Origin of the sequence: Sorangium sp. So ce426 (genome assembly GCF_051475585.1) — a bacterium.
Lineage (GTDB): Bacteria > Myxococcota_A > Polyangia > Polyangiales > Polyangiaceae > Sorangium > Sorangium cellulosum_B.
Window position 1 is genome coordinate 12325235 of record NZ_CP150341.1, and the last position, 15873, is coordinate 12341107.

Sequence of the window (15873 nt, forward strand, 5' to 3'; positions counted from 1 at the left end):
GCGAGGTCAGCGGACGAGCCGGCCGATCACGTGGGGCCGCGCGCCGGACTGCGGGAAGTACGCGGAGCCCGACGTGAGGCTCCAGCTGTAGCCGGTGAGGTCCCCGGCGTTCGCCTGGCCCGGGGAGACGGCGTAAAGGCGCATGGTGCCCCTGCCCGCCCCCCCGTCCGTGCTCCCGGCGCGGCACGGCCTGGTGGGATCGGCCGGGACCCATCGCGTGTCTCCCGTGCCCGGGTCCGTGGCGCATCCGTGGGCGGTGCTCGTCGAGTCGATGATCCGGAGCGAATACTGCGTCGTGCCGGAGACGACGGGCTCGATGGCCGGCGCGATGGCGGTCGGGTGCGCATCGACGATCGCCGTGTGTCCCGAGCCGCCGTCCGTGTAGTTGATGACCAGCAGATCGCCGGGCAGAATGTCGCCGATCTTCGAGATCCGCTTGAAGTGGTTCCCGGCGACCACGTGGCCGTACAGGCTCGCGGACGTGGGGCTCGTGGAACCCCACCAGCCGCGGAGGATCGAGGTCGTCAGCGTGGGATCCTCATGCAGGAGGGACAGGGTGAACAGCGACGCGCCCTGCGTGGTCCCGGTGAAGTTCGCCCAGTTGATGCTGCTCGGCGTCCCGAACCTGTTGGTGTCGGGGTTGTCGAGCACAAATGGCTTGTCGGCGGCGTGATCGACGAAGGCGCGGGCGCCCACGAGGTGAGGCGGCGGACCCTCTCGCAGCTGGATGACATGAGCAGCGCCGGCGCTGAAGCCGCGAGCGTCGTCGGTCCAGGTGCCGGCGATCAGCGTGTCTCCCGAGAGCGCCACGCGAACATCCCGCCTGTTCCATGTGGAGCTCTCGACCGCGCCCTGCGGCGTCCACACGTCGCCGACCCTGGCGAAGATCCTCGGTCCCTGTTCACCGTCGTCGCTTCCGCCGAGGACCAGCCTGTCCCCGGACACGGCGACGCTGGCGTTGCGAAACCAGCCGCCCCAGCCCGGAGCATCGACGTCGCTGGAGTGCAGCATGGCCTGCTGCTTCCACGCGCCCTCGCCGCGCGCGAAGACCACGGCGGCGAGCCTGTCAGGGCCATACTCATTGTAGACGATGGTGCCTACCGCCAGCGTCTCCGAGCTCAACGAGAGCGAGCCGCCGAACCTGTAATGCGGTGTCGCTCCGACGGGCGCGTAAAGGACGGCCTGTTCGGACCAGGCGTCGCCGGCGCGGGTAAACACGTAGACTTGACACGAGCGCGCTCTTGAACCGTCGTCGCAGTCGCTGCCCATGACCGCGGTGTCGCCGTGCAGGGCGACGGCGTAGCCCTGGTTGCGCGCGTCGCGGCCGGGGGCGAGCTTGGCCTGCTGCACCCACGCGGCGCCGCTCCGGACGAAGATGTACGCGCCGCCCGGGCCATACTCGGTGGGCGCCCCGACCATGATCGTGTCGCCCGATATCGCGGCGGTGTATCCGAACCGGCTGTCGCCGCCTGGGCTGTCCTTCGCGACGAGCTTTTGCTGCTCATGCCACGCGTCGCCGCTGCGCACGAACACGTACGCGGCGCGGCGCTCGGCGGCGCGAGCCGACGTGCGGTTTCCGACGACGATCGTGTCCCCGTCGATGGCCACGGAAACGCCGAAGAAATCGCCAGGCAGACCATCGCTGGGGGTGAGCACGGCCGCCTGGGACCACGACGCGCCGTCGCGCACGAACACGTACGCTGCTTCGGCGCCCATGGCGCCGACCACCGCGGTGTCCCCCGAGGCGGCCACCGACCAGCCGAAATAGTCGTCGCTCGAGGCATCGCTGGCATAGAGCACGTGTTGCTCCGTGGCGATGAGCGGGTCGACCTCGAGCGGATAGGTCGCGCCGGCGTCGTCCACCACGATCGAGAGGCTCGCGTCGCTCAGCTTGATCTCCGCCGGAAGCACGCTCCCGCGCGCGTCCTGAACGACGAGATCGGCATACCGCAGCACGGCCGTGCCGGCCTCGTCCAAGAGCGCCACCGACTGGCCGTCCTCCGATAGCTCCGGCGAGAGATCGCCCCCGAGCGCGATCTCGAGCTCCACCTTGCCTTCGCCGTCGCGACGGCATGGAGGCGGCGAATCCAGGGAGAAGCCCTGCTCCAGCCCGAGGGGGCCGTTCAGGTACCACTCCGTGACGCTCAGGCCCGCGGACCGGGCTAGGTGCCTGAGCTCGACGCGGTTGTTTGATCCGCGCGGTTCGGCCGCGACGTCCAGGGGGACGAGCTCCCCCTCGCAGCCATAACGCGCGAGCTTCATCGTGATTCGACCCGCCTTCTCCGAGCCCTGCCGGGTCACGGCGACGCCGGCCGACGTGAACTCGGAGAGGAAGCCGTGCGCCGGATTCAGAGCGCTCACCCCGGCGCGCGCGACCGCCGTGTTGAGGCTTACATTGTACGCAGAAGACGCCTGTCTCTGAACTGTCGCGATGAACGCCGCGCGGCGCTCCAGGGACGCGGCGTCGGGCCCCTGCTGCCCGTGAGGCCGAGTTTCCTCGGCGCTGTCCGTGCTCGCTGGATCAACCTCCGCGCTGCACGACGTGACGGCGGTGATGCAGAACCAGAGTGCATGAATGGATGTTCGATGACGCGGCATGTGGCTCTCCCTGTCGGTGGTAAACCCTGACGGACCGGCGGCGTGTGCGGCGCCGGAGCCAATGACCCGAGCTTGAATTGGAAGGCAGTCCACAGCGGCTCGCTTCTGTCGAGCGCCTTGCGGAGCCCGCCAGCGCACGAGCGCACGCGGATGGTTAAGTCACGTGAAGGACGGTCCCGTCCTTATTTGCCGTTCTCATCGTCCTCTTCGGTTTCGCGCGTGTCAAGGAGGGCGAGCATCGATGACGTGAGGGAGGGAGGGCGCCGCCTCGATAGGTCGTGGTGTGAAGGTGGGCCCTGCAATGTGTGAATGTCAGACAGCCGCAGTACGGAATGCGACATGTCGACAGAACGGATAACGACATCCCGATCGGGACGGTGCGGGTGAGGATCTCAGCGGGCAGCGCCGCCGAGGCGCGCTCAGGCGACGATCCGCTCCAGCTTGAAGTCGAGGACAGCGCGAATCGCATCGTAGTCCTCGTCGGCTGTCAGGACGGTGGCGCCGAGAGCACGTGCCGAGAGCGCGATCAACACATCATTATCGAGGAGCACCTTCCGGAGGATCATCGAAGAGCATCTTCGAAGCCGCCGACCGCCTTGACGCGCCGGTGGACCTTCAGGAACGGCTCCTCGCCGAGGACGAGATCGAGCGCCCGCTCGATCGTCTCCTGCTCCGTCTTCGCGCCGAGGAGCTTTTGGGCACGATCAATCTTGGATTGGTCCAACTTGAGGTGCTTGTGCCGTATCATGGTCATCATGGGATCGGACGACGCGCCGCGCGCGCGGCCGACTCACCTCGTCGCGATCCGCCCGAGCGCCTCGTCGGTCGACAGCAGCACCTGCTCCCACTCGTCGAGCGCGTTGGGCCAGTGCGGCGAGAAGCGCAGCACGCCGTCCGGGATCGCGCAGGCGATCCCGAGGCGGGTGAGCTCGCGGTACAGCTCGACCACCGAGGCGCCGCCCGGCGGCCTCACCCCGAGCGAGCAGCCCCGCAGCGCCGGATCGCCCGGCCGCAGGCTCTCCCATCCGCGCTCCCGGAGCGCCTCCTCGAGCGGATCGAGGAACCGGTTCGCATGCTCGTGGATCCGCTCGACCCCGATCTGCAGGATGAGGTCCACCGCCGCCTCGAGCCCGGCGAAGCCCGCGGCGTTGAGGTTGCCGCTCTCGACGAAGTCGGCGCGCTGCCGGATCGGCCGGTCGTACCGGAGCTTGCCCGGGCCCTGGAGCAGGAAGCTCACGGCGTCCTCGTGGCTCAGCCAGCCCGCCACCGCGGGCCGCAGCGACGGCAGGCGCTCGCGGCGGATGTAGAGGAAGCCCGTGCCCTCCAGGCCCATCAGCCACTTGTGGCCGCCGCACGCGAGGTAATCGACCCCGGCCGCCTCCACGTCCACCGGCGTCGCGCCGGCCGCCTGCACGGCGTCCACGCAGAGCTCGGCGCCGTGCGCGCGGCAGAGCGCGCCGATCGCCTCGAGCGGCATCCTGAGCCCCGTCTGGAACTGCACGGCGCTGACCGCGACGAGCCGCGCCCCGCGCTCGAGCTCGCCCTCCAGCCGGGCGAGGCCCGAGCCGCTGCCGTCCGCGAAGCCGCCGAGCGGCAGGAAGACGACCTCCAGGTCGAAGATCGCGGCCGCGCGCTGCCACGGGGTCACGTTGGCCGGGAACTCCCCCTCGAAGAGGATCACCCGGTCGCGCGGCCGCCAGGGGACGCACAGCGCGATGTCCGTGAGCCCGCGCGTCGTGCTCTGGACCAGCGCGATGTCCTCGGCTGCCGCGCCGATGAGCCGGCCGAGCTTCTCCCGCAGGCGGAGCCGCTGCGCGTACCACGCTGGGAACGCGGCCGCCCCCTGCGCGGCGTAGTCGTCGAGCAGCGCCATCATCGCGAGGCGCACCGGCCGCGACGGCGGCGAGATCCCCGCGTGGTTCACGTAGACGAGCGGCGCGAGGTGCGGGAACAGCCCGCGATCGCCGAGCTTCGCGGTGAACGCCCGATCCCTATCGACTTCGGCGGTGTGTCGCATCGGCTGGCTTCCCCCGGCGCTCCCCGCGGACCTTGGCGAGGTAGCGCGGCGGCGCCCCCTTGCCGGCCGCCGGCGGCACGAGGCAGTGCGGCTTCGTGCCGATGAGATCCCCCCGGCCCGCCTTGATCAAGGCCTCCCGCGCCTCGTCGTGGTGCGCCGGGTCCCAGTAGAGGAGCAGCGCCTTCTGGAGCTTCTTCTCGCGCAGGTCCTTCGCCGTGTACACCGGCTCCCGCGTGAGCGGGTCGATCCCCGTGTGGTACATGCAGGCCGCCATCGACATCGGCGTGGGGATGAAATCCTGCACCTGGCGCGGCCTCATCCCGCTCTTCTTCAGGTAGATCGCGAGGTCGACCATGTCCCGGAGCGTCGAGCCGGGGTGCCCCGAGATGAAGTAGGGCACGAGGAACTGGTTCTTGCCGGCCTCCTCGCTCGCGCACCGGAACTGCTCGGCGAAGCGCTCGTAGCTCTCGATGCCCGGCTTCTTCATCTTGTCGAGCACGTCCTTCTTGTTGTGCTCCGGGGCGACCGAGAGCTGGCCGCCCGTGTGGTGCGCGGCGAGCTCCTCGATGAACTCGGGCGACCGCTCCGCGAGGTCGTAGCGCACGCCCGAGGCGATGAAGACCTTCTTGATCCCCTGCTCCTCGCGCACCGCCTTCATCAGCTTGAGCAGCGGGCCGTGGTCGGTGTTCAGGTTCTCGCAGACCTCCGGGAAGACGCACGAGAGCCGCCGGCAGGCGTTCTCGATCGCCTCGTCCTTGCACCGCATCTGGTACATGTTCGCGGTCGGCCCGCCGAGGTCGCTGAGCACGCCGCGGAAGCCGTCCATGCGCCGCAGCGCCCGCACCTCGCGCAGGATGCTGTCCGCCGAGCGCGACTGGATGACCCGCCCCTCGTGCTCGGTGATCGAGCAGAACGTGCAGCCGCCGAAGCAGCCGCGCATCGTGACGACCGAGTGCTTCACCGTCTCGTACGCGGGGATCGGCGCGTCGTACGACCAGTGCGGCACCCGCGTGAACGGCAGGTCGTAGAGCGCGTCCATCTGGCCCGTCTCCAGCGGGAACGCGGGCGGGTTGAAGTACACCGCCTCGGCGCCGTGCGCCTGGAGCAGCGGGCGGGCGTTGCCGGGGTTCGTCTCGAACTGGAACGCGCGCGACATCTCCGCGAAGGCGCCCCTGTCCGCGGCCACCTCCTCGTAGCTCGGGAGGATCACCGCCTTGCCGTCGGCGACGTAGCGCGAGCCCTCGATCTGCTCCCACTCGCCCTTGCGCAGGGGGACGGCGGTGCCCCTGACGTCGCGGATCGACCGGACGGGCTCGCCGCGCCGGAGGCGATCAGCGACCTCCCAGACGGCCTTCTCGCCCATGCCGAAGATGAGCATGTCGGCCTTGGCGTCGAGCAGGACCGAGCGGCGGACCTGGTCGGACCAGTAGTCGTAGTGCGCGATGCGCCGGAGCGACGCCTCGATGCCGCCGAGGACGATGGGGACGCCCGGGAACGCCTGGCGGCAGAGGTTCGCGTAGACGATCGAGGCCCGGTTGGGGCGGAGGCCCACCTGCCCGCCCGGCGAGTACTGGTCCTCGCTGCGGACCTTCTTCTGCGCGGTGAGCTTGTTCAGCATCGAGTCCAGGTTGCCGGCGGTGACCCCGACCATGAGCCGGGGTACGCCCATCCGCAGGAGGTCGCTCGTGTCCTGGTAGCGGGGCTGGGAGACGATGCCGACCCGGAAGCCGCGCCCCTCGAGGAAGCGGCCGATGATCGCGGCGCCGAACGCGGGGTGGTCGACGTAGGCGTCGCCGTTGACGAGCAGGATGTCGAGCGCGTCCCAGCCCCGCGCGCGCATCTCCTCCCGGGTCGTCGGCAGGAAGGCGGTCAGGTCGCGGGGGGCGGCGCCGGCGCTTCGGCGGAGCTGGGTGAGGGGCACGGCGCCGTCACCCTACGGGCCGGGAGAGCGGGCGGCAAGGGGGCGGCCCCGGCGGGGAAGCCACGGGTGGGCGACGGGTGGCGACGGGTGGGCGACGGGTGGCGACGGGTGGGCGACGGCTGGACGGGTGACGGCGTGACGGCGCCGGGGGAGCCCCGCCGGGCCGCGGCCGAGGCCGGCGCGCGGGGGGCCGGCGGGAGGGCGCAGCCCGCGTTTTCCCGGGAAAAACGCACAACTTGCACGATACCCGGCCAGCAGGTCACGGCTTCTGGTCACGGAGCATCCGATCTCCGGACGCGACATGAGGGCTGGCTCGCGCCACGCACCACCGCGGCGGGCCGCGGCGCTCCACTCCGCGTCAGTCGCTGGTGAGCTCATCAAAAAACGCTTCAAAACAAGTGGTTTTTGCGCGTGGGGGAGGGTTCCAAAACGACCCGGAAAGAGGGTTCGTAAAAATAATATGTGGAATCACGACCAGATGATGCCCTCCGCGTCAAACATCTCAGCTTCGCTGTTGTGCACGAGGTGGGCGTTCCCTTCCTTCGCGGGCTGCTCCAGGGGTTTGGCGTGGGGGCGAACGATCGCGAGGACGTGCTGCACGACGTCCTCCTCGCCGCTTACCGGAATCTGGAGACCTTCGACGCGAGCCGCCTGCTGCGCGCGTTGCAGGGGCGGCGCGACGAGGACGACTTCTTCGAGGACGACTTCGAGGACGAGGACCACGAGCCGGTGCCGCTCAGCGAGGTGCTCCCGTGGATCGGGGAGGGGCAGCCGCGGCGGGTCTGGGACTCGCTCTACCGGTGGCTCTACGGGATCGCGTGGCGGCAGGTCAGCCACTACCGCGACCGGGCCTATCGGCGCCGCGAGATCCCGGACGGCCTGCGGCTCATCGCGATCTCCCCGGGCGCCGACAGCCGGCCCCGTCTGCAGCAGCGGCTGGAGGCGATGGAGCGGGCCGAGGTGATCGACGCGCTGCTCGCCAGCCTCGACCCGCAGCGGCGGGTCATGCTGGTGATGCACGACATGCTGGACATCCCGGTCGTGGACATCGCCCGGGAGCTCCAGATCAACGAGAACACGGGGCAGAACCGGCTACGGCTGGCCCGGGAGGACTTCCGGGCGGCGGTGAAGCGGCTCGACTCGGAGCAGCGGAGCGCGCTGCGCCTCGGCGACAGGCCGTTCGCCGCCGAGGCGACGACGCGCCGCCGGCCGGCCCCCCGGCGGCGCAGGCGGGGGAGGTGAGCCGGCGCAGCGCGCGCCCCCCGCCGCTCGTCAATAAGGGCACGCCAGCACTTCCGGCGCGCTCGTGCCGTAGGTGCTCACGCCCGAGATGGCGTTCTCTTCCGGAGGAAAGAGCACCTGCGCGCCGGCCGGCCCCGACAGCCAGCATTGCTGCTGGATGGATCGCGACTGCATCCCGCGCCAGGGCTCGCAGCGAGCCACCGTGCCGCCGCGGATCGTGACGTCGCTGGCCTCTATCCTGATGCCGGGAAAGGAGCCCGACGTGAAGCGCAGGGCGTTGTCGAAGACGAGCAGGTTCTCCAGGGTCACGTCCTCCACCCGGACCGAGGTCGCGGGCAGCGTCGTCCGCGAGCTCAGGAGCACGCCGTAGAGCGCATTTCCCCAGGACCAGACGTCCGAGAACTCCACGCCGGCGCCAGCCTGCACGTGGACGCCATGGCCCCCGTTGTAAGCGAACTTGACCCTCTTGATCAGGATCCCCTTCGGACGTTCGTCCTCGATGGGGCTCGCGAGCACGACGCCGGAGCCGCCGTTGTGATGAAAGTAGCTGTCCTTGACCACGACGTTGTACGGCGCCGGGCTCGGGATCCCGGGCCCAGGGGAGATCTGGGTGGAGATCCAGAGGCCATGCCCGCCGCTGACCGTGGTGGAGCCGTCGCTGGGATGGATCATGTTGTGGTGGACATGGCAGTTTCGCACGGTCACGTTGGCGGTGACGATCTTGATCCCGCTGGCGCCGACCGGGCCGTCGATGTTCCTGATCTCGCAGTTCTCCACGAGGATGGGCGGCGTGTCGTGGTACCCGGCGATGGAGGACAGGTAGATGCCGCTCTTCGAGAAGCCATCCACGAGCACGTTCCGGATGACGCCCCCGGAGCCCCAGGTGAAGCTGATGCCCTCCAGGTTGCTCGGCTTGCAGGAAGGGAGCTGGGGAACGAGGGGCGAGTAGCGCACGATGACGTTCTCCACCTTGCAGTCCGAGCAGGTGTTCAGCTGGATGCCGCTGTTCGCCGTCCTGCGTGGCCCCTCCGTGGCCGTGATCTGCAGGTTGCGGATCCAGAGCCCCCGGACCGCGCTGATGGTGGTCCCGTCCGGCTTGACGACCCTGGTGACCTGGATGGCCCCGGGGTACTGCTCCGGATTGCAGGGGATCGCCACGAGGGTCGCGGTCCGGGGATCGCCAGGGCTGGCCTCGGGAGACAGCTCCGGCCCCTCCAGGGTGAGCGCGTCATGGTGTGGCCGCAGCGGGGTGCGCAGCACGTAACGCCCGGCAGCGAAAGCCACGGTGCGCCTGCTGGCGCTCAGCGACGCCGCGCACTCGATGGCCGTCGCGATGCCCGGGCTGTCGTCGACGTTCGTGCTGCGGTCGACGGATGCGTCCGCGGAGAAGGGCCATTCCGCCGGCCTCGCCAGGTAGGGCAGGGCGTTGACCACGCCGTCCGGGTCGACGGAGCCTGGCAGGCAGCAGGCCGCCCCCTGGCAAGCATTCAGGTCCTCGTGCAGCGCCCTCGTCCCCGGGCAAACGCCGTTGGCGGGGCAGAAAGGCCCCGTGCAGATCGGCGATTGCGTGGCGTAACCGGGGCAGGCGACGCCGGTCGTCTGGTCTGCCAGGAAGGGCGGCTCGGTGTAGGGCAGATCGAGGCTGCAGAAACCCTGGGAGGACACCGCGCGCTCCTCCGGAGGAGGGTGATATCCCCAGCCCGCCTCGGAGCGGGCGGTGCTGGCCGGGGGCTGCGTCGCTCCGGCTGGAGCGGAGGCGAGCGCGAGCAGGGCTCCGATCCAGATCTGCAAAAACCGCTGGTCCAATAACACACATACCTCCTCACGGACGAGGGTCGATCCGTCGATGTCAATCACCACCAGGGGCAAGGAGCGAGCGCGGAAGTCGAGCGGAGCACCGCTGTGCCAGGGAGAGAGTCACCCTCTCCGGGGTCGCCGCGACGCGAGCTCACCGATGTCCCGCGCTCCGTGTCCGGCCTGAGCGATTTCATGAGCGGGCGCGCCGCGCGCGGTGCGGCCGCCCGTCCCGGCGAGCGCGGGGAGGCGCGTCAACGCCAGGGACGCTGAGCACGCTGGCTCGCCGTCAACGGCTAGCGAGGCTGTCCGTGACAGTTACTTTCGAGAGCGAGTTGCCCGTCGCGCTGAACGCGCCGGAGGCACCGCCGCACATGCCCGCGGGAATGTGGTCGCGCCCACGATATGCAACGTGGCTTGTCATGCTGAACGCCTCTGCGCAAGCGCCGCGTCCGAGCGCTTCGAGGCGGCACGCCGAGGGCGATCGGGGGAGAAGAGCCCGCGACGGCCGGGCGAGTTTCGTGAAGGACGGGCGCGCGCTCCTGCTCGTGGTCACTCGTAGTGGACCGACTCCGCCGCGTTGCTCCGCCCCGCGCTCCGCGCGGGATAGAGCGACGCGAAGAGCGCCACCGCGGTCGCGCCGAGCGCCGTGAACAGGCCGTACTCCGGCGGGATATGGAACTCGACCTCGAAGGTCGACACCGTGCGCAGCGCGCCGAGCGCCGCGGAGCCCAGCGGGATCCCGAGCAGCACGGCCAGCGCGCCGCCCAGCGCGCCCACCAGCGCGCCCTCCATCAGGACCATCCGGCGGACCTGCCCCGCCGTCATGCCGAGCACGCGGTGCAGCGCGAGCTCCCGGCGCCGCGCGTGCAGCGCCAGGACCATCTGGTTCGCGACGCCGATCGCCGCGAGCACGGTCGTGAAGCCGAGGATCATGTCGAAGATCACGAAGTCGCGCCCCGTCGCCTTCCGGCGGATGGCCTCGATCTCGACCCCCGTCTGCATCCGGACGTCGCGCGCGCGCGGCGCGTCGGCGAGGAGCTCGTCCCAGGGCGGCGTCGCCGAGCCGCCGCGCGCCGCCGCGGCGCCGGTCCGGGGATCGGCGAGGGCGATCGTGTGGCCGATCGCGGTCGCGTACGGGGAGATGACCGGGAAGTCGGACGCGTCGATGACCGCGTACGTGCGCAGGTTGCGGTACGCGCCGGCCGCGTGGACGTAGCCGAGCTCGTCGGTGATGCCGACGACCTCGAGGCGGCGCGTGCCGGCGCGGCCGCCCACCTCGAGCTGGTCGCCGGGGCCGACGCCGAAGCGGCGGGCCATCATCGTGGAGACGAGCGCCTTGCCCGGGCCGAAGCGGCGGGCGAGCGCGATCGACTCGGCGCGGCCCGTGGCCTCGGCGAGCGCGAGGAGCTCGTCGGCGGGGACGGCGTAGGCGACGTTGGGCCACGGGGTGCGGCTCGAGAAGCGCGCCGCGACGAGGCGCTCGGGCAACCGCGGCAGCAGGCGCTCGGCGTGGCCGAGCGGCTCGTCCGGGTAGAGGAACGCGTAGGGCGCGAGGGCGCGGCCGGCCCAGGCCGTGACCTCCTGCTTGAGCGCCGCCGTGGCGATGTGCAGCGCGAGCAGGAGGGCGAACACCATCATCACGCCGCCGACGCTCCAGGCGAGCTCGTGGCCGCTGTGCTCGACCCGGCGCCGCAAGAGCAGGCGCTCGGCGGCCCAGCGGCGCGGCGCGAGGCGGACGGCGAGCGCGCCGAGGCGCGCGACGAGGTCCGGGACGAAGACGATGGCGGCGAGGAACGCCGCGCACGCGAGGCCCGCCTCGAGGACGAAGAAGGCGAACAGCGGGACGGACTCCTGGAAGAACGGGCGCAAAAGGCCGTAGACGAGCACCATGAACGGCAGCGCGAGCAGCGTGACGCCGCGCATGCGCCGCCGCTGCTCGGCCCCGCCCTCGACGAAGCGCGGTCGCAGGGCGCGCGCGATGTCGAGGCGGAGCGCGTCGCGGACCGGGCGCAGGACGCCGAGCAGCGCGGTCAGGGCGCCGGTGCCGCAGACGAGCAGCATCGCGCTCCAGGGCAGGACGATGGCGTTGAGCGGGATGCGCGAACGGCCCGTCGTCGTGATGCCCGCCTTCGCGGCGAGGTACGCGAGCGGGATCGACCCGAGCAGGCCGAGCGCGGCGCCGCCGACGCCGAGCAGCAGGGCCTCGAGGACGAAGACCGCCGCGACCTGCGGCGGCAGCGCGCCGGCGCTGCGCAAGAGGGCGATCTCGCGGCGGCGGCGCTCGACGGCGACGTTGAAGGTGAAGAACACGATGAGGGCGCCGACGAGGAACGCGGAGAGCGAGCCGAGGCGGATCGCGGACCGCATGATCTCGTAGTCCTCGTGGGTCTCCTCCTGGGCGTCCTCCGCGTCGATGGGCTGCCCGTCGGGGCGGAGGCCGCGCAGGGTGATGGTCTGGTCGGTGAAGACGGGGAGGTCGGGGTTGGTGACGGCGCTCCTCGCCTCGACGGCGCGTGTCCCGACGTCGAGGATGAGGACGACGTTGACGGTGGCCGTGCCGAGGGCGACGCCGAGCACGGCCGCCATGGCGCCGAAGCGGTCGGCGCGCAGGTTGCGCAGGGCGAGGATCCGGACGAGCGGCTGGAAGAGGGCGCGGAGGAGGAGGAGCATTCAGATGCCGAGCTCTTTCAGCCGATCGTGGACGGCGGCCGAGGTGACGGCGGGGCCCGCGAGGGCGGCGTCGTGCAGGAGCAGGCCGTCGCGCATGAAGACGACGCGGTGGGCGCGGGCGGCGTCCTCGGCGTTGTGCGTGACGAGGAGCATGGCGCTGCCGGCGTCGCGGAGGGCGTCGGCGAGCAGCGCCATGATGCGGCGGCCGGTCGCGATGTTGACGTTGCCGGTCGGCTCGTCGGCGAGCACGAGCGCGGGGCGGCGGACGAGGGCGCGGGCGATGGAGATGAGCTGCATCTCGCCGCCGGACATCTGCGACGGCAGGTGCTCGGCGCGGGCGCGCATGCCGACGCGATCGAGCATGCGCGACGCGGCGTCGTGGTCGGGGGCGGCGCCGTCGATGAGGTAGGGCAGGACGATGTTCTCGTAGCCGGTGAGGGTCGGGACGAGGTTGAAGAACTGGTAGACGATGCCGACGCGGCGGCGGCGCAGGAGGGTCCGCCCGTGCTCGTCGAGGGCGGCCATGTCCTCGCCGAGCACGCGGATCTCGCCGCGATCGGGCGACTCGAGGCCCGCGACGCACGAGAGCAGCGTGCTCTTGCCGACGCCGGAGGGGCCCATGATCGCGCACATCTCGCCGGCGTGGATGTCGAGGTCGACGCCGCGGAGCACCTCGATGGGCGTCGCGCCGAGCGCGTGGGACTTGTGGAGGTTGCGGACGCGGAGGACGGCCTCGTCGGAGGCAGGGGTCGAGGGGGTGCTCATGGGCGTGCGCGGTGCCGGGCTCGTCGAAATTATCGCGTGGATGATACCGTCAGGGGGTTCGACGATGCGTGTCTCTCCGCTCACGGAGACGACATTTTCACCGACACTTGGGTCAGCGCGCGGACAGGGGCTGGATCTTCACGTCGGCCGCGCACAGCTCCACGTCCGCCGATGGCCCGTAGAGCTTGAGCTCGATGCTGACAGGCGCCGCGTTGAAGCCGAGGCCGAAGTTGCCCGCGAGCTCGATCCAGCGCCCGTCGGCGGCCACGATGGTGGCGAGCGAGAGGTCTCGCGGCGCTTGCCCTTCCTCGGTGATCGTCAGGGCGGCATTGACGGTCTGGCCGCTGGCGCCGCCCACACGTACCCAGCTGGAGAACGTGAAAGGGCCCCCTGCGGAGAGCGGCTCCACCAGGGCTTCCTGGCGGAGCCCGTGGCTCGTCTCGGTCCGTCCGCTCACGCAGGCCGCGGCACCTTCGCGCTCGCTCGCGGCGCCCACGCTGAGCTCCCCGCCCGTCGCCGCCCAGCTTGCGTCGCCGCTCGCGAAGTCCCCGTTCTCGAGGGCATTGTCCCCCACGACGGAGCGCAGACCGCGCAGCCCGTCCAGCGTGCCTTCGTAGGCCGGCTTGGCCGCATACTCTCGGTCGTACAAGAGCGCGTCGTCGGGGTCGCCGTCGTCGTTGATCCAGGAGTGCTTGTCGGTGAAGCCCCAGAACGTCACCGCCTCGCAGCCGGGCTCGGCCACGCAGGCGCCCACGATCTCCTGAAAGGCCACGCGCTGCGCCTGCCAGCGGCTGTCGCGCGTGCCGGGCAACAGCAGGGTGCGGGCGTCGAGCTCGCTGATGTTGACCTTCAAGCCCAGGTCCGCGAATCGGCGGATGTTCGCGCGGAGGTTGCTCTCCGCCGGATAACGATGAATCGAGACGTGCGACTGGAAGCCGATGCCGTCGATGGGCACGCCTCTGGCCAGGAGATCTCGTATCATCTCGTAGGTGAAGTCCGATTTGGGCCCGATGCGCTCGATGCCCACCTCGTTGTAGAAGAGCAGGACGTCGGGATCGGCGGCGCGCGCCCAGCGGAACGCGTCCTCGATGTAGCTGGGCCCGAGCTTCCGCCAGAAGATGCTCTCTGTGTACCTGGAGCCGCTGTTGGTATCCACGGCTTCATTGACGACATCCCAGGCCCGGATCCGTCCACGGTAGCGGGCCAGGGTCGTCTCGATGTGGCTCTTCAAGGCGGCCCTTAGATCGTCCGCGCTCATGTCCTCGCTGAGCCAGGACGGGGTCTGCTGGTGCCAGACGAAGGTGTGGCCCTTGATGGCCTGCTCGTGCTCCTCGGCGAACGCGACGATCTCGTCGGCGTCCGCCCAGGCGTAGCTGTCGGCGGCCGGCGCGAGCGGACCCCACTTCATGGCGTTCTCTGCGGTGACGTAGTCGAATTCGCGGGCGAGGATCTCCCGATACAGCGGCTCGTCCCGCAGCGCGCTCGCGTCCACCGCGGCGCCCAGGAGCTTGCCGGCGGCGGCGGCGGCTTTGCGCAGCTCTCCGAGCTCGTCGCCGCCGGTTCCGCCGGCGCCGCCGTCACCGCCGGTTCCACCTTGGCCACCGGCTCCACCAGCGCCGGCGTCGCCGCCAGTTCCACCAGCGCCGGCGTCGCCGCCGGTTCCGCCAGCACCGCCGTCGCCGCCGGCGCCACCCTGGCCGCCGGTTCCACCCGCACCGCCCTGCGCGCCGGTTCCGCCAGCGCCGCCCTGCCCGGATGCAGGCGGAGCGGGCTCGTTCTCTCCGCACGCAACCCCCGCCGTCAGGAGGCATGCCACCAAGCTCACAGCAAGCGGCGAAGCGCCGAGTCTCGCGGGACGTTCACGCTCTTTGTTCTGGAAGCCTGGCCGGATGTCAGGGAGCACGATGTCGCGGAGCGGATGGGTCATTGGCGCGTCCTGGGCTTTCGCCCCGCCCGGACCGGGCGAGGGGCGCGCAGGATAACAGAATTGGCCGTGCCCATGGCGATGGCCGGGCGCTCACGGGCAGCAGCCTGCTACTCCGCCCAGAGCACGGACAGGTCGAGCTCGATGGCATCGAACGGCACGACGCGAACGCGCGCGGCGTCGCGGTAGACGGCCGCGGGTCCCCAGCGACGATCCGCGTCGAGCACGTAGGCCTCGAGGGTCCGCGCGATCGGGTCGACCAGCCACGCATACCGCACGCCCTCGCGCGCGTAGATAGGCATCTTCTCGTCGCGGTCGACGTTCTCCGTGGATGCGCTCAGCACCTCGCAGATCCAGTCGGGAGCGAGCGCGAAATAGGCCGTCTTGGGTAGCTCGGGCATGCGCTCGATCCGCCAGCCGGCGAGGTCGGGCACGAGCACGTCGACCTCCCCCGGCGCGTCCGGATCGGGGAAGTGGAGCTCGGGCTCGACAAGGATGCGCCAGCCACCTGGGCCACCCCGTCCCCGCTGGAAGGGCCCGAAGAGCTCCCCCTGCAGCGCGCTCTCGGCGCTCGCGTGTCGAGGCGCCGGCCGGGGGAACACGTGCAGGGTGCCGCGGACGAGCTCCGCCACCTTGTTCGGCGGGACGGCGCCGAGGTCGGCGTACGTGGCGCGGCGCTGCTTCTCGGCGGGCTGGCCCATGGGCGAAGCCTGCCCGTGAGCGGGCGGTGAGGCAAGGCGGTGAGAAACAGGGCCAGCTCGGCGCGCCGCTCGGGGGGTGACCGGGGCAGGGCTACGACCGCGATCACCAGGGCGAGCCCGAGTGCGTGCGGGTTTCGCTCACCGGGAGATCTGGGAATGCGTCCAAGCGCTCGGGTGGCGTGATCCGGCGCCTCGGTGACGCGCACTGGCAGGAGCCCCGCCGAGCCTCTTAAGGATC

Annotated in this window: 11 protein-coding genes; 1 reads left to right on the top strand and 10 read right to left on the bottom strand. The window is 70.9% G+C overall.

The window, feature by feature from the left end:
* Nucleotides 1-6: 6 nt before the first annotated feature.
* The 5 genes from WMF44_RS46290 to WMF44_RS46310 all read right to left on the bottom strand — a co-directional run bounded on the left by WMF44_RS46290 (nucleotide 7) and on the right by WMF44_RS46310 (nucleotide 6536).
* Nucleotides 7-2361, bottom strand: coding sequence for a hypothetical protein (locus tag WMF44_RS46290; RefSeq protein ID WP_437296434.1), 2355 nt, complete (start codon nucleotides 2359-2361; stop codon nucleotides 7-9).
* A 656-nt stretch (nucleotides 2362-3017) separates the two neighbouring features.
* On the bottom strand, nucleotides 3018-3164 hold the full coding sequence (locus WMF44_RS46295) for a hypothetical protein (protein ID WP_437296435.1): 147 nt from the start codon (nucleotides 3162-3164) through the stop codon (nucleotides 3018-3020).
* Nucleotides 3161-3355 carry a hypothetical protein gene (locus tag WMF44_RS46300; RefSeq protein ID WP_437296436.1) on the bottom strand — a complete coding sequence of 65 codons (195 nt, stop codon included), beginning with the start codon at nucleotides 3353-3355 and terminating at the stop codon, nucleotides 3161-3163. The genes WMF44_RS46295 and WMF44_RS46300 overlap by 4 nt, the downstream gene beginning before the upstream one ends.
* A 33-nt stretch (nucleotides 3356-3388) precedes the next feature.
* Nucleotides 3389-4615, bottom strand: a complete 1227-nt coding sequence (locus tag WMF44_RS46305) for an aminotransferase class V-fold PLP-dependent enzyme (RefSeq protein ID WP_437296437.1) — start codon at nucleotides 4613-4615, stop codon at nucleotides 3389-3391.
* A complete protein-coding gene (locus tag WMF44_RS46310) occupies nucleotides 4590-6536 on the bottom strand; it encodes a YgiQ family radical SAM protein (protein ID WP_437296438.1) in 1947 nt (648 codons plus the stop codon). Before WMF44_RS46310 ends, WMF44_RS46305 begins: the two co-directional genes overlap by 26 nt.
* Nucleotides 6537-7061: 525 nt before the next feature.
* Here WMF44_RS46310 and WMF44_RS46315 point away from each other — a divergent pair.
* Nucleotides 7062-7778, top strand: a complete 717-nt coding sequence (locus WMF44_RS46315; RefSeq protein WP_437296439.1) for an RNA polymerase sigma factor — start codon at nucleotides 7062-7064, stop codon at nucleotides 7776-7778.
* A 30-nt stretch (nucleotides 7779-7808) separates the two neighbouring features.
* Here the strand turns inward: WMF44_RS46315 and WMF44_RS46320 are convergent, their stop codons facing one another.
* From WMF44_RS46320 to WMF44_RS46340, 5 genes are all read right to left on the bottom strand, one after another.
* Complete coding sequence (locus WMF44_RS46320; protein WP_437296440.1) at nucleotides 7809-9590, bottom strand: right-handed parallel beta-helix repeat-containing protein; 1782 nt, start codon at nucleotides 9588-9590, stop codon at nucleotides 7809-7811.
* A 534-nt stretch (nucleotides 9591-10124) separates the two neighbouring features.
* On the bottom strand, nucleotides 10125-12245 hold the full coding sequence (locus WMF44_RS46325; protein ID WP_437296441.1) for an FtsX-like permease family protein: 2121 nt from the start codon (nucleotides 12243-12245) through the stop codon (nucleotides 10125-10127).
* The gene (locus tag WMF44_RS46330; protein WP_437296442.1) at nucleotides 12246-13010 is read right to left on the bottom strand and encodes an ABC transporter ATP-binding protein; all 765 of its coding nucleotides are present in this window, start codon (nucleotides 13008-13010) and stop codon (nucleotides 12246-12248) included.
* Nucleotides 13011-13122: 112 nt separating this feature from the next.
* Nucleotides 13123-14835, bottom strand: coding sequence for an endo-1,4-beta-xylanase (locus WMF44_RS46335; protein WP_437296443.1), 1713 nt, complete (start codon nucleotides 14833-14835; stop codon nucleotides 13123-13125).
* Nucleotides 14836-15044: 209 nt separating this feature from the next.
* Nucleotides 15045-15635 (bottom strand): Uma2 family endonuclease, encoded by a 591-nt coding sequence (locus tag WMF44_RS46340; protein ID WP_437296444.1) that lies wholly within the window; start codon nucleotides 15633-15635, stop codon nucleotides 15045-15047.
* Nucleotides 15636-15873 lie beyond the last annotated feature (238 nt).